This is a genomic window from Paenibacillus sp. G34 (genome assembly GCF_056856875.1).
This window is the reverse complement of record NZ_CM166469.1, coordinates 3,524,363-3,542,148: the sequence shown is the minus strand read 5'-3', so window position 1 is coordinate 3,542,148 and position 17,786 is coordinate 3,524,363. Positions and strand designations below refer to the sequence as shown.

Annotated in this window: 16 protein-coding genes; 12 read left to right on the top strand and 4 right to left on the bottom strand. The window is 46.9% G+C overall.

All coding sequences use genetic code 11. From position 1 onward, the window contains the following. Window positions 1–29 precede the first annotated feature (29 nt). The 9 genes from pucD to AC1VYS_RS15910 all read left to right on the top strand — a co-directional run bounded on the left by pucD (window position 30) and on the right by AC1VYS_RS15910 (window position 12,372). Window positions 30–2,342: a xanthine dehydrogenase subunit D gene (gene pucD, locus AC1VYS_RS15950; protein WP_482910518.1), complete on the top strand. Its 2,313-nt coding sequence runs from the start codon at window positions 30–32 to the stop codon at window positions 2,340–2,342. Then, on the top strand, window positions 2,339–2,911 hold the full coding sequence (locus AC1VYS_RS15945; protein ID WP_482910517.1) for a (2Fe-2S)-binding protein: 573 nt from the start codon (window positions 2,339–2,341) through the stop codon (window positions 2,909–2,911). Before pucD ends, AC1VYS_RS15945 begins: the two co-directional genes overlap by 4 nt. Before the next feature lie 132 nt (window positions 2,912–3,043). Beyond that, the gene (locus tag AC1VYS_RS15940; protein WP_482910516.1) at window positions 3,044–3,436 is read left to right on the top strand and encodes a hypothetical protein; all 393 of its coding nucleotides are present in this window, start codon (window positions 3,044–3,046) and stop codon (window positions 3,434–3,436) included. 305 nt (window positions 3,437–3,741) lie between these two features. Then, complete coding sequence (locus AC1VYS_RS15935; protein WP_482910515.1) at window positions 3,742–6,066, top strand: glycosyl hydrolase; 2,325 nt, start codon at window positions 3,742–3,744, stop codon at window positions 6,064–6,066. A 688-nt stretch (window positions 6,067–6,754) separates the two neighbouring features. Then, window positions 6,755–7,837 carry a class II fructose-bisphosphatase gene (gene glpX / locus AC1VYS_RS15930; RefSeq protein ID WP_482910514.1) on the top strand — a complete coding sequence of 361 codons (1,083 nt, stop codon included), beginning with the start codon at window positions 6,755–6,757 and terminating at the stop codon, window positions 7,835–7,837. A gap of 210 nt (window positions 7,838–8,047) precedes the next feature. After that, the gene (locus AC1VYS_RS15925) at window positions 8,048–9,109 is read left to right on the top strand and encodes a LacI family DNA-binding transcriptional regulator (RefSeq protein ID WP_482910513.1); all 1,062 of its coding nucleotides are present in this window, start codon (window positions 8,048–8,050) and stop codon (window positions 9,107–9,109) included. A 52-nt stretch (window positions 9,110–9,161) separates the two neighbouring features. After that, window positions 9,162–10,334: a Gfo/Idh/MocA family protein gene (locus tag AC1VYS_RS15920; RefSeq protein ID WP_482910512.1), complete on the top strand. Its 1,173-nt coding sequence runs from the start codon at window positions 9,162–9,164 to the stop codon at window positions 10,332–10,334. 83 nt (window positions 10,335–10,417) lie between these two features. Further along, on the top strand, window positions 10,418–11,143 hold the full coding sequence (locus tag AC1VYS_RS15915; protein WP_482910511.1) for a ThuA domain-containing protein: 726 nt from the start codon (window positions 10,418–10,420) through the stop codon (window positions 11,141–11,143). A gap of 122 nt (window positions 11,144–11,265) precedes the next feature. After that, window positions 11,266–12,372 (top strand): Gfo/Idh/MocA family protein, encoded by a 1,107-nt coding sequence (locus AC1VYS_RS15910; protein WP_482910510.1) that lies wholly within the window; start codon window positions 11,266–11,268, stop codon window positions 12,370–12,372. 92 nt (window positions 12,373–12,464) lie between these two features. Here AC1VYS_RS15910 and AC1VYS_RS15905 read toward each other — a convergent pair whose 3' ends face one another. The 4 genes from AC1VYS_RS15905 to AC1VYS_RS15890 all read right to left on the bottom strand — a co-directional run bounded on the left by AC1VYS_RS15905 (window position 12,465) and on the right by AC1VYS_RS15890 (window position 14,629). Continuing rightward, a complete protein-coding gene (locus AC1VYS_RS15905; protein WP_482910509.1) occupies window positions 12,465–13,283 on the bottom strand; it encodes an SPL family radical SAM protein in 819 nt (272 codons plus the stop codon). Continuing rightward, complete coding sequence (locus tag AC1VYS_RS15900) at window positions 13,280–13,864, bottom strand: bifunctional transcriptional activator/DNA repair enzyme AdaA (RefSeq protein ID WP_482910508.1); 585 nt, start codon at window positions 13,862–13,864, stop codon at window positions 13,280–13,282. Before AC1VYS_RS15900 ends, AC1VYS_RS15905 begins: the two co-directional genes overlap by 4 nt. A gap of 142 nt (window positions 13,865–14,006) precedes the next feature. Further along, a complete protein-coding gene (locus AC1VYS_RS15895; RefSeq protein ID WP_482910507.1) occupies window positions 14,007–14,366 on the bottom strand; it encodes a DUF3221 domain-containing protein in 360 nt (119 codons plus the stop codon). A gap of 56 nt (window positions 14,367–14,422) precedes the next feature. Beyond that, window positions 14,423–14,629, bottom strand: a complete 207-nt coding sequence (locus AC1VYS_RS15890; protein ID WP_482910506.1) for a DUF5316 family protein — start codon at window positions 14,627–14,629, stop codon at window positions 14,423–14,425. Window positions 14,630–15,040: 411 nt separating this feature from the next. On the opposite strand from AC1VYS_RS15890, the gene AC1VYS_RS15885 reads away from it, so the two are divergent. The 3 genes from AC1VYS_RS15885 (at window position 15,041) to AC1VYS_RS15875 (ending at window position 17,776) form a co-directional block, all read left to right on the top strand. Then, window positions 15,041–16,021: a Gfo/Idh/MocA family protein gene (locus AC1VYS_RS15885; RefSeq protein WP_482910505.1), complete on the top strand. Its 981-nt coding sequence runs from the start codon at window positions 15,041–15,043 to the stop codon at window positions 16,019–16,021. 111 nt (window positions 16,022–16,132) lie between these two features. Further along, complete coding sequence (locus tag AC1VYS_RS15880; protein WP_482915023.1) at window positions 16,133–16,864, top strand: class I SAM-dependent methyltransferase; 732 nt, start codon at window positions 16,133–16,135, stop codon at window positions 16,862–16,864. Window positions 16,865–16,882: 18 nt separating this feature from the next. Further along, window positions 16,883–17,776: an NAD-dependent epimerase/dehydratase family protein gene (locus AC1VYS_RS15875; protein ID WP_482910504.1), complete on the top strand. Its 894-nt coding sequence runs from the start codon at window positions 16,883–16,885 to the stop codon at window positions 17,774–17,776. Window positions 17,777–17,786: the final 10 nt, after the last annotated feature.

The following is a 17,786-nucleotide window of genomic DNA, read 5'->3' as shown; positions in this document are numbered from 1 at the left end:
AAAAGAAGCAATGGAAGGGGAGAGACATCATGCTGATTAATCGGGAACAGAGCGGAAAACGCTGGCACCTGCGGCCGGATGGCCCTCCTAAGGTAACGGGGCAACTGCAGTATCTGACCGATATGGCCTTGCCTGACATGATCTACGGAAAAGTGTTACGAAGTGCTTACCCCCATGCACGGCTACTGTCCGTTGATACAGCGGAAGCGGAGGCGATGGAGGGGGTATATGCGGTGTTAACGGCTAAGGATGTCCCTGGACTTAACCGATTTGGGATTGCGACACCCGATCAACCTGTGTTCTGTGAGGATGTTGTTCGCTATGTTGGTGATGCAATTGCTGCTGTTGCGGCCGATTCACCCGAACGTGCCTTACTTGCCTTGGGAGCCATCAAGGTGTATTACGAGGAGCTTGAACCGTTGGATAGCACGGATGCTGCACTGGCTCCGGGGGCACCGGAGCTTCATCCGCATGGACCAGGTAATGTGTTGCATCGTACGGAGATCAAACGTGGAGATGCAGAGCAAGCTTTTGAGACATGTGATTATATTGTAACGGAGACCTACTATACCCCGAGACAAATGCATGCATACATGGAGACAGAAGGTGGCCTATTTGTGCCGGATGAGGAGGGGCGTCTTCATGTTTATGCCGCAACGCAGCATGGATATAAGGATCGTATGCAACTCGCGCGTATTATGGGTTGTCCGGAAGAACATATTCGAGTAGTCTCTTCACCCATTGGTGGGTCATTTGGCGGAAAGGATGAACTGAACGTACAACCTTACGGTGCGCTGCTTGCGTTGAAATGCGGCCGTCCTGTCAAGATGCACAACTCGCGTAAAGAGTCGGTACGGGCAGGATTGAAACGCCATCCGATGAAGATCGAGATGAAAACTGGCATCAGCCGTGAGGGCATTTTGCAGGCGCATTGGGTTCGTATTACGGCAGATACCGGTGCTTATGCTACTCTTGGGGCACCCGTATTAAACTTCTGTACTGAGCATTGTATGGGGCCGTATGTAATTCCGCATGTGGATGTAGAAGGGGTATCTGTATATACGAATAATGGATTATCAGGCGAGTTTCGCGGTTTTGGCGGGAATCAGGCGATCTTTGCGGTGGAGGGTCAGATGGATCGTCTGGCAAGGCTGATGGATCTGGACCCTTGGGAGTTACGCAGGCGTAATTTGCGGCAGAAATATGATCCAGGCCCTTTGAACCAGCGCATTCTGCCCACGGATGGACTATCTCAAGTATGGGAGGCGCTGGAGCGATCTGAATTATGGCAAAAGCATCTTCATCCCAAGGCTGACCCAGAACGTCCTCCGTGGATTAAACACGGAGTTGGTGCGGCCATCGCAATGCATGGCGCCGGGCTTGGTTACGGCATTCCGGATCCGGCAGGTGGACGATTGTCTCTAAATGCCGAGGGTAAGATTGAAGTGGCTTTCAGTTATGAGGAATTTGGGCAAGGTCTTGTGGCCACGCTGGAGATTATGCTCTGCGATCTGTTCCAATGTCAGCCACCCGATCTAAGTATTGTTATTGGGGATACAGATCGCGTGCCTCATAGCGGCTCAAGTACGGCGTCTCGTTCCACTACGATGGCCTGGATGGCTTTACAGCGCCTGCAGCATGGTTTCCGTTCCAAGCTACTTGGTGTTGCTTCAAACATTACAGGTATCTCGGCAGCGAAGTTGATGACGGGGCCAGAGGGAGTATGGATAAAGACAGAGAAATCCTCAATAGCCTCTTCTAGTCTAGTGGTTACTTATGCTGAACTTGTGAAGCAGGGTGACGAGCAGGAGTGGATTTTTGAAACCAGTTTTCATTATCCCACCACACCAGACGATGTTATGGGTGGTCATTACCTCTATACCTATGCCGCCGTGGTTGCAGAGGTAGAGGTCAATACACTGACCGGCGAAATCAAACTGCTGGATACACGGCATATTGTGGCTGCAGGGCCGGTAATCAATCCGATGGGGTACGTAGGACAAATTGAGGGCGGCAGTGTGATGGCGCTTGGATTTACGTTAACCGAGGATGCCGTCATGCAGCATAGTCGTTATGTTACAGCCAATTTGGACACCTATTTGATTCCGACGATTAAGGATATCCACTCGCAGCTGGAGGTGGAGGCGATTGAAGATTTACCTGAAGGAGATGCATTCGGGCCGAGAGGCATTGGCGAGATTGGTTCCGTTGCGCTTGCACCAGCTATTACAGCTGCGATTCATCAGGCGACAGGTGTATGGGTTAACCGGCTTCCCGTGCAACGTGAGCAGCTCAGCACGGCTTTGAATTTTCTTTTGCCAGAAGGAGTGAAGCCATCATGATCAATCAACCCCTCGGACGGGAGTGGAGTGCCGTGGTGAATGGAGAATCAAAAAAACTTCTCGTTTCCCCTGGAACCCGACTTGTCGATATCCTGCGGAATCAATTACAGCTTACCGGAACCAAAGTGTCCTGTGAGGTTGGACGCTGCGGTGCATGTATGATCCTTATGAATGGAGAGTCGATTAATGCTTGTCTTGTTATGGCTTATCAATGTGAGGGCAGTGAGATCACGACGATTGAAGGGCTTCATGGTGAGAGAAAGGAAGAGCTTCACCCGATTCAACAAGCCTTCGTGGAGGAAGGCGGATTTCAGTGTGGATACTGCACCCCAGGCATGATCATTTCCACCAAGGCATTGCTGGACGAATATGCAAATCCTTCGCAGGAACAGATTGAATCGGGGTTATGCGGCAATCTCTGTCGTTGTACAGGATACGGCGGGATTATACGTGCGGTAAACAGGGCAAGTGAGCGTTGCGGAGCCAAAGTTATGAATGAAATCCCGGTGAAAGAACAAGTTAGCAGACCAGCAGTCAACATTTTAAAAAAAGATATCGCGGAAACCTGAATGTCCGAAGTTGAAACAAAGCTTAGATTTTGTACTAAATGATGGTAATATTAAAAATAATAGAGAATTCTCTGCGAGTGGAGATGAAGCTTTGCCCGTAGAAAGTTCTTATTTTTTTGTGGGGTGATTATTATGAAGAAAAAACATCTGTTTCTCGGTACAGTGTTAAGTCTGCTTGTGATCATGCTGCTTGTTAGTTACATAGAGAATAATGAGGCTGTCTTAAATACAAGCCAGGTTGTTGAAAGTTATGGGGATGATCACGGAATGTACCAAGCAACCGTAACCTTTGAACTGATCAAGGCAAAAAAAGCAAGCAACGTAAGGGTTATGGTGGTATACCCGAACAATACGATCGAATATCATGATGTTTCTTCATCTGATGCACATTACCGTTTGAATATAACGAAAAACGCAGATGAGCTCGCTTTGGACAAAAGCAATGAGACATCACCGGAATTCATGATCACTTGGATGTCAGGAAATAAGAAAAAAATTCAGTATGTCTATTCAAGTGTCAGATGAATGAAAAGGTTAGATATAAGATATTACATATATTTAGATATGTAAGGATGCATAAAGTATGAAGAAACAAATTAATCTCCAAAATTAAGCGTTTTCGGAATGTTTGTTGGTAAATTTCACTTGAGATAGAGTGGCTATAATCTCTTGATAAACATAGATATTCTTATTGTAAATAACCATATATTTACAACTTTATCTTCTCATGATATGTTTACATATGAAAGCGTCATCATGATTGGAAATATGCACATTTCGCTCTCACATTTCATATGGAAAGGGAGATGGAAATGAAGTTCGGAATGAAGATGGGAACGAAGAATGGATGGAGGAACAGTGCTCAAAAGATACTCGCCGTGATGTTAGCATGTGTGCTGTTGATTGGCATGCTGACTGTTCCCGCACCTGCGCAAGCAAATGCTCCGCTGTTGACCATTGAGGGCGAAGATGCTGAGCTCACGTCGGACTTGCAAGTGGTTACCCAAATTTACGGACAACCTAAACCCGGCTATTCGGGCAGCGGATTTGTCTGGATGCAGGGCTCTGGTACGATCACCTTAAACGTGACTGTTCCCGAGACAGGAATGTACAGCATTTCTACTCGCTATATGCAGGAGCTTAGCATGGATGGCAGGCTTCAATACTTGGCGGTAAACGGGGTAACCAAAGGTTCTTACATGCTTCCGTACACAACAACGTGGTCGGACTATGATTTTGGTTATCACAAATTAAACAAGGGTAACAATAGTGTTCAACTGAAGGCTGGCTGGGGATATGCTTATTTTGATACTTTTACAATCGATTATGCCGATCTTGATCCGCTGAATGTGCAGCCTGTACTCACGGACTCTCAAGCTACACCGGAAACACAACGATTAATGAACTATTTAACGGAGGTATATGGACATAACATTATTTCGGGTCAACAGGAGATCTATGGGGGAGGGAATGACGGGGATTCAGAGCTGGAGTTTGAATGGATTCATGACTTGACGGGTAAATATCCGGCTATCCGTGGTTTTGATTTTATGAACTACAACCCGCTGTATGGCTGGGAAGATGGTACTACCAATCGCATGATCGACTGGGTGAATAACCGTGGAGGTATTGCAACCGCCTCCTGGCATATCAATGTGCCGCGTAACTTTAATACCTATCAGCTTGGCGATTTTGTGGATTGGAAAGAGGCGACCTACAAACCGACCGAAACGAATTTTGATACAGCCAAGGCTGTAATCCCAGGTACGAAGGAATATCAGTATGTCATGATGACGATTGAAGATCTGGCGGAACAGTTGCAGATTTTGCAGGAAAACGATGTGCCGGTCATTTTCCGTCCGTACCATGAAGCCGAAGGGAACGGAGGATTGAACGGAGAGGGAGCTTGGTTCTGGTGGGCTTCTGCTGGAGCGGATGTGTATAAAAAGCTATGGGATATGATCTACACCGAACTGACCGAAACATATGACCTGCATAATCTGATCTGGACGTACAACAGCTATGTATATAGTACTTCTCCAGCTTGGTATCCTGGGGATGATCAGGTAGATCTGGTGGGCTACGATAAATACAACACGATTTACAACCGTTATGATGGATTGTCGGGTGTGCCAAATGAGGATGCGATTAGCTCTATTTTCTATCAGCTGGTGAATCTGACCAATGGCAAGAAGATGGTAGCGATGACAGAGAACGATACGGTTCCAAGTGTGAAGAATCTTACCGAAGAAAAGGCGGGATGGCTTTACTTCTGTCCGTGGTATGGTGAACATCTGATGAGTGATGCATTCAATTATCCGGCCACATTGAAAGAACTCTATCAGAGCGATTACGTCATCACTCTGGATGAGTTACCGGATCTGAAGGGGAATCAGCCGAATCCAAGTGCGGTCATCTCACCCGGAAGTGCCACTTTTGATAAAGAAGCAAGTCATGCACAGAATATCACGATTTCTCTCACCTTGAACGGGCATCAGCTTACAAACATTTCGAAAGGAGCGGTAAATCTCGTATCCGGGCAGCATTATACGGTATCGGGATCAACGGTGGTGTTAAACCAGTCTTATCTAACAACGTTACCTATAGGTCAGACGAGTCTGACGTTCCATTTTGACGGAGGTAAAGATGCCGTTTTTAAGTTAAATGTCGTGGATAGTTCGGTGGTTGTTGTGCCACCGGACAGTAACTTGACGATCCAGGCCTATAATGGCAATACAAGCGCTTCGACCAACGGGATTGCTCCCAAATTCAAACTTATCAATTCCGGTGAGACCGCCATTAACCTGAGTGATGTAAAGGTTCGGTATTATTACACGGTTGACGGGGAGGAAGCTCAGACCTTTTGGACGGATTGGGCAAGCATTGGAAGTGCTAACGTCACCAGTACGTTCGTCAAGTTGGCGAACCCTGTGGCGGGAGCTGACTATTATGTTGAGCTGGGGTTCACCAGCAGTGCAGGCACGTTGAATCCGGGCGGAAGTGCAGAGATCCAGGCGCGCTTTTCGAAAAACACCTGGACTAATTACAATCAGACGGATGACTATTCCTTCATGGCAGAGGGAAATCAATATGTGAATCATAGCAAGGTTACCGGATACGTAAGCAATCAGTTGGTATGGGGAATGGAACCTTAAACTATAAAATCAAACAAGACTGGATCCGTTGGTTGATCGACAGGTTCGGTCTTGTTTTATTCTGTTCGAAGAAAAAAATGGAATGAATTAGGATGTGACGCGATTTATAATTTCATAATAAATATTATGTAAACTTATATTTTTCGATGTCTTTTATAGACTGTGTCTATGGCATTAAGAAAAGATAAAGTCCTGATTAATAATGAAATCGACCCTATGGTTAGCTCGACTCAAGCATGGATGAATGATCTGAATTGCCATGCGCAAATTCCATTTTATTAAGGCGGTTTGAACCGGGGACAGTTTCCCGAAAATCGTTTTCGATTCTGCCGGAAAATGTGCAGCTTCTGCTTCTAACTTTTGCTCAACACGGCACTCTTACTCAGGTTACAGCACTCCACAAGCAAAGCAAGATGACATAATCTCTTGAACAAGTGACAGGAAGGAAAACTACGTTGAAAATTGGAAAAAATATTAATAATAGGACAAGACAAAATGGAGCTGTTTTTACTCTAAGCGTGTCTAAAAAAAACTAAAAATCAACTAATTAATAAATGGGAAAATTAGCAAATAAATCGATAAGAGGTTGCTACTACGCCGTTTGTAGATTGATTTGATATGGATTTGCGATAGATTTTCAGATGACCTTCACGGTATGCTGTGGGAAATCAGAAAGGAAGTGGCAACCATGGAACGCGAACTGGCGTTGGAAATTGTGCGAGTAACAGAATTGGCGGCTTTAGCTTCTGCCCCTTGGATGGGAAGAGGCGACAAGAATAGTGCAGATGAAGCGGCTACTTTAGCCATGCGTGCCATGTTCGATTCCGTGTCCATTCGTGGCACGGTCGTGATTGGGGAAGGTGAGATGGATGAAGCCCCAATGTTGTACATCGGTGAGGAAGTAGGAAATGCAGAAGGACCGGAAGTTGACGTCGCTGTTGATCCTTTGGAAGGCACAGAGATCGTAGCCAAAGGCTTGAACAACGCGCTGTCGGTCATTGCGGTAGCGGGAAAAGGAAATCTGCTCCACGCTCCGGACATGTATATGGAGAAGCTGGCTGTTGGTCCTGCACTGGTAGGAAAGGTCAGCATTGAAGATCCGGTTGAAGTGACCTTGGAGAAAGCTGCGGCTGCGCTGAACAAAAATATCTCCGATCTCACCGTGATGATTCTGGATCGTGTGCGGCATGAGAGTACAATCAAGACGCTGCGCAAAGTTGGCGTGCGGATCAAGTTTCTTAGTGACGGCGATGTTGCCGGGGCAATGGCTCCAGCCTTTCCGGAAGCAGGAATTGACCTGTATGTTGGTTCAGGCGGAGCGCCTGAAGGTGTACTGGCTGCAGCAGCCTTATCTTGCCTGGGAGGCGAGATCCAAGGCCGCTTGATGCCTGCCAATGCAGACGAATTCCAACGCTGCTTGCAGATGGGAATTGATAACCCTTACAAGGTGTTAACGATGGAAGACATGATCGGTACCGAGGATGTTATTTTTGCCGCAACGGGAGTAACGCCGGGAGAGATTCTTGGCGGAGTACGTTATCTTGCAGATGATCGCGCCGAGACGGATTCGATTGTCATGCGTGCCAAAACCAAAACGATTCGTTTTATTCGTTCCCAGCATTTCCTGCCTAATAAGGAAGTACTGCATAAGGTTCGTAAACTTCAGGCATCCTCTGAGCCATCAAATCGGTTTCGAAAACTGACTAAAGCGATGGAACAGGCCGAATTCAGCCAGTCGACTAAGGAACCAATCGTAACAACGAATGGATAAGATTCTTTCTTCTTAAATGAATAGAAATCAACTGTGCGCTAAGTTATTGATAAAAAAAGAATGAGGAAAAGGTTAATCCTGAATTCCTCATTCTTTTTGTTGTTTTAGCATTGACAACGGTTACATGGCATGAGAAAATGTACGCGCGTACATAAATGGATATTGAAATGGTTTCTGACTTGCACATTGTATCTTAAGGAGGTGAAAGACATGGCTTCTCGTAGAGAAGTCGCTGAGCTCGCCGGAGTTTCCGAAGCGACGGTATCCAGGGTTTTAAATGGCGTTGGACCGATCAGGGAAGAGACTCGCCGCAGAGTGCTTGAAGCATCCGAGAGATTAGGCTATGTACCCAGTGCACTTGCACGTAGCTTTGCCAGAAGCAAGAGCGGTAATTTGGGTGTCGTATTGCCTTATGTACCGAAGGCACATCTGTTCTCGGCCTATTTTTTCTCGGAAATGTTAAGTGGTATCGGAAGCAAAGCGAGAGACAACGGCCTTGATCTGCTGGTCATGTTCCAAACCCCAGGTGAAGCCATGAATTACACGGATCTTTTTCGCAGACAGAAGATTGATGCCTGTATCATTCTTGGTGCAAGACATGATCAGGATGAGCTGGCAGCGATGCAACAACTGGATCGGGAAGGCCATCCGTTCTGTGTTATGAACCAGCATTTTGCAGGCGAATCGTTTACGGAAGTCGATGCCGATCATGTCGAGGGAAGCAGGCTTGCTATAAGCCATCTTGCAGATCAGGGCTATCGCAGAATCGCCTTTTTGAATGGGCCAGACAGCTATTCGAACAGTCAGGATCGGCTGGAGGGCGTGCGATTGGGTCTGCACGAGGCGGGCATGGAGCTGGATCCAAGCTTGCTGTTTGAAGGGAATTACAGCAGGCGGAGTGGAATTGAGGCGGCTGCCATTGTAGCTGAGCGCTTGCATGAGATTGATGCAGTGTTTGCAGCGAATGACCGGATGGCAATTGGCGTGATGCATGGCTTGCGGGAACGAGGAGTTCGGACTCAGGATTTCCCTGCATTCGTCGGGTATGATGACTCCGATGCGGCCGAGATGGCGGTTCCGGCGCTGAGCAGCGTCCGGGTTCCCTTTTTCGAGATGGGGGAGCTTGCTGTGTCTAAGTTGGTGCACGGTTCTAATGGAGCAACGGATGCACTGGGAGTAAAGGGCTATCATTCTAATGTTACCTATGACTCTCCAAGAACGCTTTTGCCCACTGAATTGATTATTCGTACTTCTTCTATTCGACATATTTGAGCTTAGCTATTCTATAAAAAGTTTCTACATTCTATCCAAGGAGGAATTGAACATGTCAAAACGTCTTCGCGTAGGAATGGTTGGATACAAATTTATGGGGAAGGCTCACAGCAATGCATATCGCAGTCTGCCGATGTTTTTCCCTTCTGCTCCGTTGCAGCCCGAAATGTCGGTAATTTGCGGTCGGAACCAGGAGGGAGTTCAGGCGGCAGCAGACCAGTTTGGATGGTCGGAGAGCGTCACGGATTGGCGTGAACTGGTCAAGCGGGATGACATCGACCTCATTGATATTAATGCTCCAAGTGATGCTCATAAAGAAATTGCACTGGAAGCAGCTCGTCAAGGCAAGCATCTGTTCTGTGAGAAACCACTCGCGCTCTCGCTGGCTGACTCCCGTGAGATGCTACAAGCAGCAGAAGAGGCTGGTATAACCCACATGGTCGGGTTTAACTATCGTTTCTCCCCAGCCGTACAGCTGGCAAAAGATTTGATCGAAAGCGGACGTTTGGGCAAAATCTATCATTTCCGTGCATTTTTCCTTCAGGACTGGATTCTGGACCCGAACTTCCCGCTCGTATGGCGTCTGCAAAAAGAAGTCGCAGGTTCCGGTTCACACGGTGATCTCGGTGCTCACTTAATTGACCTCGCTCGTTTCCTCGTTGGTGAATTCCAGGAGGTTATTGGCATGAGTGAAACGTTCATCAAAGAACGTCCGCTCGCTTCCGAGATGACAGGTCTTAGTGCCAAAGGCAGTTCAAGTGCAGATGCACCTAAAGGTGAGGTAACCGTGGATGACGCCACATTGTTCCTGGCGAGATTCGCAGGCGGGGCGCTTGGCAGTTTTGAGGCGACACGCTTTGCAGCCGGGCATCGAAGCACGAATTCTTTTGAGATTAACGGCAGCTTGGGCAGTGTGCGTTTTGATTTTGAACGGATGAACGAACTGGAAGTTTATTTTACGAAAGATGACGAGGATGTACAGGGCTTCCGCCGCGTACTCGCTACCGATCCTGCGCATAAATATGCCGAAGCATGGTGGCCTGCGGGACATACGATTGGTTTTGAACACACGTTCACACATGAAATGTTGGAGCTTGTAACCGCTATTTCGGAAGGCCGTCAGCCGTCGCCAAACTTCCATGATGGAGTTGCCTGTCAAGCAGTACTTGAAGCCGTAGAACGTTCGGTAACGGAGCGTCGCTGGGTAACTCTTGAAGAGATGTAATGATGTAATAACGGGATGCGGAAGAGATAAGGTCTGAAGACAGAACAGAAAATATCGAATGAATTGAAAGCGAGGATCTAGCGATGAAAAAAGCATTGATTGTATGGGGCGGCTGGGATGGACATGAGCCGGAGCAAGTAGCCGCGATTTTTGAGCGCATTTTAAAAGAAGAGCAGTTCGAAGTTGAAGTTTCCGATACATTGGAATCATATGCAGACGCTGATAAGCTTCTTGGTTTGGATCTGATTGTACCCCTATGGACGATGGGACAGATTGAACAGGAGCTGGTGAATAACGTTTCAGCGGCTGTGCAGAGCGGTGTAGGCCTTGCAGGTCTGCATGGCGGCATGTGTGACGCGTTCCGTAACAACGTAGACTGGCAGTTTATGACGGGGGGACAATGGGTGGCTCACCCAGGCAACGATGGTGTGGAATATATGGTGAACATGAAGCGTGGCTCCAGTCCGCTTTTTGAACATATTGAAGATTTTCAGGTGAAAAGCGAGCAGTACTACTTGCACGTTGACCCGGCTGTGGAAGTGCTGGCAACTACCCGTTTCCCGATTGTATCCGGTCCTCACGCTGCGAATGGGCCTGTCGATATGCCTGTAGCGTGGACGAAGCGCTGGGATGCAGGACGTGTGTTTTACAATTCACTCGGACACCATGCAGATATCGTTGATATGAAACCCGTAACCGAAATGATGCGCAGTGGTTTTCTCTGGACAGCAGCGGGCAAGGAACTGGCGAAGAGCCGGATATCGGGTGCAACCGAGGTGTACACAGGGATGGCAGACAACCAGACTTAATGTCCTTCAGTTACAGTTAATTAACCTAGTCAATCTGTACGTTTGTAATTTCGCTTTCACACGACATCCATAAGAGAACTTTAAACAACACATATCAGATCCACGGCGAAGGGAGCAAGGGCATGAAAACAATGAAAGTAGGTATTATCGGCTGTGGTAAAATCAGCGGCATCTATATGGAGAACTGTCACCGTTTCGAGGTGCTTGAGCTGGTTGCGGTCGCCGACCTGGATCGGAGTCGGGCAGAGGAGCAGGCAGCTGCCTACAACGTTCCTAACGTATACACGGTGGACGAAATGTTCGCGAGTCCCGAGATTGAACTGATCATCAATCTGACGATTCCCGCCGTTCATGCAGAAGTCTGTATACGTGCGCTGGAATCAGGCAAACACGTCTATGTCGAGAAACCGCTCGCGGTTACCCGTGAAGAAGGGCGGGCTGTACTTGAAACAGCAAAACGTCAAGGTCTGCTGGTGGGCTGCGCACCTGAAACCTTCTTTGGTTCAGGCATTCAGACGGCACTGCAACTCGTGGAAGATGGGATTATCGGCAAGCCGGTAGCGGCAACTGCCTTCATGATGAGCCGGGGACATGAGTTCTGGCATCCCGATCCGGAGTTCTATTATGCAAGCGGTGGGGGACCGATGTTTGATATGGGGCCTTATTATCTGACTGCACTTGTTCAGTTACTGGGACCGATTAAGTCCATTGCAGGAATGACCGGCAAGGCGATGACTGAACGAACGATTACGAGTGAGAAAAAGAGAGGCCAGATCATTCCCGTTGACATTCCAACACATGTCACCGGTCTGCTTCAATTTGAACAGGGGGCCATCGGCACGCTCATTACAAGCTTTGATGTATTTGGCGGGAGTTCGTTGCCACCGATTGAGATATACGGGACTCATGGTACACTGCAAGTTCCTGATCCGAACACCTTTGGCGGCCCGGTTCGCTATCGCTTGATGGGCGAACACGAATGGACGGAAGCACCGCTGCTTCCAGGCTATCAGGAAAATACGCGTGGCATCGGCGTGGCGGATATGGCTTATGCGGCACACGGTGGGCGCGCACACCGTGCCAGCGGCGAGCTGGCTTATCATGTGCTCGAAGCGATGTGGGCATTCCATGACTCATCGGATGAACAGACCTTTTATAAAATGCAGAGTACGTGTCAGCGTCCAGCGGCACTGCCAGTGAATCTGCCACTTTATACGTTGGATCAGTAAATGAACACACGTTCGTAGCCCATTCAACAGAATGAAATAACCTCTGTCCAAGTCATAGGTACAGAGGTTATTTTGTAGGCCAAGTCTTCCAATCAAGGCTCGAATCCGGACTGACTAATATAGATCTCATGTTCCGCAAAACAGGCCTGCATACGTTCTACAACTGTTTTGTACGCATCTGGCTGATACCAGTGTTGCATACCGATTTCTTGATAAAGATTCTCCATCCCAAGTCTTCGTGTTCGTTTGCCTTCGCTACCGTCACCCATAAAATAATCATCAATGCATACTCGCTGAACGAGCGGCCTAAGGGCAGAGGCAAACTGTTCACTGCTCGGCAGTACGGGGGCAATGGCAACCTGAGTAGAAATTCCAGCATCTCTCAGTTGCTTAAGTGCATGCAGGCGGCCTGCAATGGGCGGCGCAGAGGGGGTAAAGTGTTTGCGAATATCATCTTGATCCGTCTCAACCGTCATGCTCACCCGCACACGTTCACCAAACTGATGCAGGATATCGATATCCCGCGTTACAAGCGGGCTACGGGTCTGCACCAATATAAAATCCGGCGGATACAGCAGCATCGTTTCCAGCAAAGAACGTGTAATTTGTTCCTGAGCCTCGACGGGTTGATACGGGTCGGTGCTAGACGACATGAAGATGGTTACTTTGCCTTTCTTACGGGCACGCTGCAATTCCTTGGCGAGGATGCCCGAGGCTTCTTTTTTCACATCAACCCAGCTTCCCCAGTCTTCCTTGCGAAATAAGGAAACAGGCATCTGCCTGACGTAACAGTATGAACATCCAAAGCTACAGCCAGTGTAAGGGTTTAAGGTATGGATGTAACCACCCAGGAAGCCGGTGCCTTTGTTTAATAACGTTTTGGGGAGTTTATAGGCTATTTGTGTCTTCATAGGTTGTCATGCCTTTCCCTGTAATGTGAAGGAGTAACTCCCGTGTGCTTTCGAAAGACGGAAATGAAATAAGCCGAATTGGATATACCGACTTGGCGTGCGATCTCGGTCACGGTTAGATGTGTATGTTGAAGCAGGTTTTGTGCTTCGTTTATCCGCTTGGTCTGAATGTATTGCACGGGAGTTAGACCCGTAATGCGTTTGAAAACCCGATGAAGATGGTATGGACTTCCGTGGCTTGCAGCAGCAAGTACATCCAGCGTTAACGGTTCGGCGTAATGTTTCCCGATATACTCCGTCACCCCGTGAATCCACTCTTGATCTGGCACGCGTTCTCCCGTAGGTTTACAGCGCTTGCAGGGTCTGAACTTGTGAGCCAGGGCTTGTTCCGCATTTTGAAAAATCAGCACATTGTCCGATTTGGGTGCTCTCGATTTACACGAGGGACGACAGAAAATGCCAGTTGTTTGTACCGCGTAGAAAAAAGTACCATCGTACTTGTGGTCATTTTGCATAATCGCATCCCAGTACTCATGAGGAATCCCTGAAGGCAGGTTATCATGTTGCAGTGTTCGTTTCATAATCTCACCTCTGTTAGAATTATACCCTGCATGATCTGGAAATCACGAAGTTTCGGATTGAAATCGCAAGATATCAATATAACCGCAATTTATTAAACAAAATTCTTTTTTATTATTTGAAGACAAAAGTATGGTGAGTTCCTTACTCATTGATCTTTTCAATTTTCAGAGTCGATCTAAGAGGCGGGTTGGATTCATTTTGGTTAATATCAGCAGTGACTCTCACTTTTTGTCCTACTTCAATTGACTCATAATTTTCTTTATCGAGGTAATAAAATGCAGCTTCTTGATCTTGTCCTAATTCTACAAATTTCTCGGGATCTCCATTTTCCAAATCTTCCTTACTTATATTTTGGAGCATAAGAAATCTATACGTATCATGCTTAACTTCTTTATAAACCACAGTTCCCTCGTAAATTGGATAATTTATTTGTTCTTCTTTGTTAGAGCAGCCTGTAAATACAATCATACTAATGAGAATCAATAGAATTGCTTTTTTCATGAGAGACCTCCGTAAGCGGAATATGAAGCAATTTATTTATAATCTAACTTAATAATTTAGCTTAATAAATAGATCAATCCAGCAACTGTAAACGAACAGACACCTGCTAAAGTAGACCATTTAGCAACTTTCTTCTTTATTTCACGGTCTTCCTTAGATTCTGAATAAAAATTACCTCTTTGTTGGTAACCCGTTGTCCATGCTCCAATGCAAACTCCAGAAACAAAAATGAGAATGATCCCTAGATAAATAAAAAAATTCATATTGCATCTCCTTCCTAAATACCCTAATTCTTATTAAAACGTTTATTACAGGGAAACGTTGCAAGAGAATGAACTAAGTTCTATTTGCTTTAACCCCCAGAACTAACCAAGATAAGCTCTTTCTTCATTCCTGCTGAAATATGCGCTACAATATAAAGGACAGGTCATTGATATAGCATGGATCATTCTGATCTCCTGACCCAATAATCAATTACAGATATTAGGACGTGTCTTGAAACCTACTGAAGTGCATCTTTTACCGCCTTTTCGCCCCATGCTTCGTTAGTTTCCCTTGACGTGCCCCGGCACGCCTGCAGAAAACTTCCTCGCTTGGAACGAAAATTCAACAAAATCTGCTTTCTTCAGCGTTTTCAGACACGACCTAGTCATAGACGAAAGAGGTAGATAGACATGGTTCGATTCGGTGTAGTAGGTACGAACTGGATTACAGAAAGACTGCTGGAATCTGCTGTTCAAGTAGAGGATTTTCAGCTTACGGCGGTATTTTCGCGTACAGAAGATAAGGCTAACGCATTTGCAGACCGATATGATGCAGCCTATCGTTTTACGGATCTGGAAGAGATGGCGGCCAGTGACAGGCTGGATGCGGTATATATTGCGACGCCAAATACGCTGCATGCGCAGCAGGCGGAGCTATTCCTGAGAAATGGCAAGCATGTATTGTGCGAGAAACCGCTGGCAGCTAATGCCGCAGAAGTACACAGCATGATCGAGACAGCACGGCAACATAATGTGCTACTAATGGAAGCGATGAAGTCCACGCTTGTTCCGGTTTTTAAAAGTGCAGAGCAGCATTTGCCTAAAATCGGCCCCGTTCGCAAGTACATAGCGGGCTATTCGCAGTATTCATCGCGTTACGATAAGTACAAGGAAGGTATCGTGTTGAACGCATTCAAGCCTGAGCTCGCTAATGGGGCGTTGATGGATCTGGGTGTGTATTGTTTATATCCGCTCATCACGTTATTTGGTGCGCCGAAGCAGGTTCAATCCCAAGCGATGATGCTGGAGTCCGGCGTAGACGGTCAGGGAAGTGTATTGCTGAATTATGATGGAATGGATGCCGTTGTAACGTACTCCAAAATCGCTAATTCACATGTACCTAGCGAAATAATGGGCGAGCGCGGCAGCATCATCATTGACAAAATCGGTTCGCCTGAACATGCTGAGATCCGTTACAATGATGGAACCGTAGAGGTACTGACAGTGGAACAGAAACACCCTGCGATGTATTATGAGGTAGAGGAGTTCGTGAATCTAGTTCAGCAAGGGAAATTAGAATCCGATATGAACACATATGAACGTTCTTATCAAACCATGCAGGTAATGGATCAGATCAGACAGCAGATTGGTCTTATTTTCCCTAACGATTAAACGAAACATTTCACGAGGAAGGAAGCGAAAGAGATGAGCCGAGAAGAGCAGAGGATCGTAAATGGTCAGGAGAGCAGAGAAGAACGGGAACGTACAGAAGACAGCATGAATATGAAGTTGAAGCACATCCAACAGACGCAACAGCATGAAGAGAACGGCTTGGAGTTATCCCAGATTGTTTTTATAGGAAGAACGTTTGAGGAATATATGCGAATGTTTGATCTGACTGAGGATGAGCTTGTAGGCCAGGCGATCCTGGACTGTCCCGGAGGGGCATGTTCTTTCAGCAGCCAGGCGCGGAGACATGGGGCTCATTCTGTGGCAGCAGATATCGTTTACCAGTATGGAATAGATGAGCTTGAAACGAAGGGATTACATGACATTGAACATACGATGGAACAGATGCACACCGTTCAAGAAAAGTATGTATGGGATCAATTCGGATCAATTGCTGGATTGAAGCAGGAACGATTGCGAGCCATTACAGATTGTGTGGAGGATATGAGACAACATCCGGAATGTTATGTGCCCACCGTATTACCTGAGTTGCCTTTTAGCGATGATCAGTTTGATCTGACCTTGTCCGCACATTTTTTGTTCACCTACGCAGATCGGTTAAGTTTTGATTTCCATGTTCAGACGTTGCTGGAGATGTTACGTGTGACAAGAAATGAGATTCGTATCTTTCCAACAGTAGATTTGTCGGGCAAGCGTTATAAGCATATGGATGAACTGAAGTTATTTTTGGAAAAAAGGGGATACATTCTATCTGAGGTCAGAACATCTTATGAATTTCAGCGCAATGCTCATACGATGCTTCGGATAATCAAGCCGTCATTATAGAAGATTGGAGGGGACAACATGAAAAAAGTGCTTATCCTCGGAGGTACGCGTTTCTTCGGTAAACGTCTGGTGGATCATTTGTTATGGGAAGGGAAATCAGAGATTACGGTGGCTACACGCGGACAAGCGGAGGTGGAATTTGAAGCGGAAGTGAAACGGTTCCGGATGGATCGGGAAGATCCTCAGTCTGTAGCCGAAGCCGCACAGTTGGATGAATGGGATGTCGTTTACGATAATATCTGCTACTCTCCCAATGAAGCGAAAGCGGCTTGTGAAGCATTTGCCGGACGTACCAAAAGATATGTGTTAACCTCCACACTGTCAGTATATGGAGAACCGAGAGAAGGTTTTGTGGAGACGGATTTTGATCCGTATACTTATCCATTACAGTATGGCAACAAGGAAGACTTTGACTATGGTGAAGGCAAGCGGCTTGCAGAAGCAGTCTTTTTTCAAACTGCCACCTTCCCGGTAGCGTCGATGCGCATACCCATTGTGCTTGGAATGGATGATTATACGAGACGGCTTCATTTCCATATCAAACATGTGCAACAGGGAAAACCGATTGGGATGCCGAATCCCGAAGCGGAGATTGGATTCATTCATTCGACCGAAGCTGCAAGATTTCTCGCTTGGCTTGGACATGCTTCGTTGACTGGTCCTGTGAACGCGGCGTCCAAGGGTTCGATTACACTGACAGCTATGATGCACCTGATTGAAACGGTAACAGGGATGCAGTCTCAGATTCTGAAGCAAACGGTTGATGAGGACATGTCGCCTTTCGGAGTGCAACAGTCATGGACGATGGATACCTCTAAAGCGGAGCAGGCCGGATATACGTTTGAAGCCCTTATGGACTGGTTGCCAGGACTTGTGCGTGAGATTGCACTCGCTTTGCAGTCAGAACGATAAACGAGTCAAA

What these genes read in the sequence shown, in the direction of transcription:
- AC1VYS_RS15890 (WP_482910506.1), bottom strand. Translation starts at nt 14,629, where the DNA reads ATGAATTTTTTTATTTATCTAGGGATCATTCTCATTTTTGTTTCTGGA.
- AC1VYS_RS15895 (WP_482910507.1), bottom strand. Translation starts at nt 14,366, where the DNA reads ATGAAAAAAGCAATTCTATTGATTCTCATTAGTATGATTGTATTTACA.
- AC1VYS_RS15885 (WP_482910505.1), top strand. Translation starts at nt 15,041, where the DNA reads ATGGTTCGATTCGGTGTAGTAGGTACGAACTGGATTACAGAAAGACTG.
- AC1VYS_RS15905 (WP_482910509.1), bottom strand. Translation starts at nt 13,283, where the DNA reads ATGAAGACACAAATAGCCTATAAACTCCCCAAAACGTTATTAAACAAA.
- AC1VYS_RS15910 (WP_482910510.1), top strand. Translation starts at nt 11,266, where the DNA reads ATGAAAACAATGAAAGTAGGTATTATCGGCTGTGGTAAAATCAGCGGC.
- AC1VYS_RS15925 (WP_482910513.1), top strand. Translation starts at nt 8,048, where the DNA reads ATGGCTTCTCGTAGAGAAGTCGCTGAGCTCGCCGGAGTTTCCGAAGCG.
- AC1VYS_RS15945 (WP_482910517.1), top strand. Translation starts at nt 2,339, where the DNA reads ATGATCAATCAACCCCTCGGACGGGAGTGGAGTGCCGTGGTGAATGGA.
- AC1VYS_RS15915 (WP_482910511.1), top strand. Translation starts at nt 10,418, where the DNA reads ATGAAAAAAGCATTGATTGTATGGGGCGGCTGGGATGGACATGAGCCG.
- AC1VYS_RS15920 (WP_482910512.1), top strand. Translation starts at nt 9,162, where the DNA reads ATGTCAAAACGTCTTCGCGTAGGAATGGTTGGATACAAATTTATGGGG.
- AC1VYS_RS15880 (WP_482915023.1), top strand. Translation starts at nt 16,133, where the DNA reads ATGAAGTTGAAGCACATCCAACAGACGCAACAGCATGAAGAGAACGGC.
- AC1VYS_RS15900 (WP_482910508.1), bottom strand. Translation starts at nt 13,864, where the DNA reads ATGAAACGAACACTGCAACATGATAACCTGCCTTCAGGGATTCCTCAT.
- AC1VYS_RS15940 (WP_482910516.1), top strand. Translation starts at nt 3,044, where the DNA reads ATGAAGAAAAAACATCTGTTTCTCGGTACAGTGTTAAGTCTGCTTGTG.
- AC1VYS_RS15935 (WP_482910515.1), top strand. Translation starts at nt 3,742, where the DNA reads ATGGGAACGAAGAATGGATGGAGGAACAGTGCTCAAAAGATACTCGCC.
- pucD (WP_482910518.1), top strand. Translation starts at nt 30, where the DNA reads ATGCTGATTAATCGGGAACAGAGCGGAAAACGCTGGCACCTGCGGCCG.
- glpX (WP_482910514.1), top strand. Translation starts at nt 6,755, where the DNA reads ATGGAACGCGAACTGGCGTTGGAAATTGTGCGAGTAACAGAATTGGCG.
- AC1VYS_RS15875 (WP_482910504.1), top strand. Translation starts at nt 16,883, where the DNA reads ATGAAAAAAGTGCTTATCCTCGGAGGTACGCGTTTCTTCGGTAAACGT.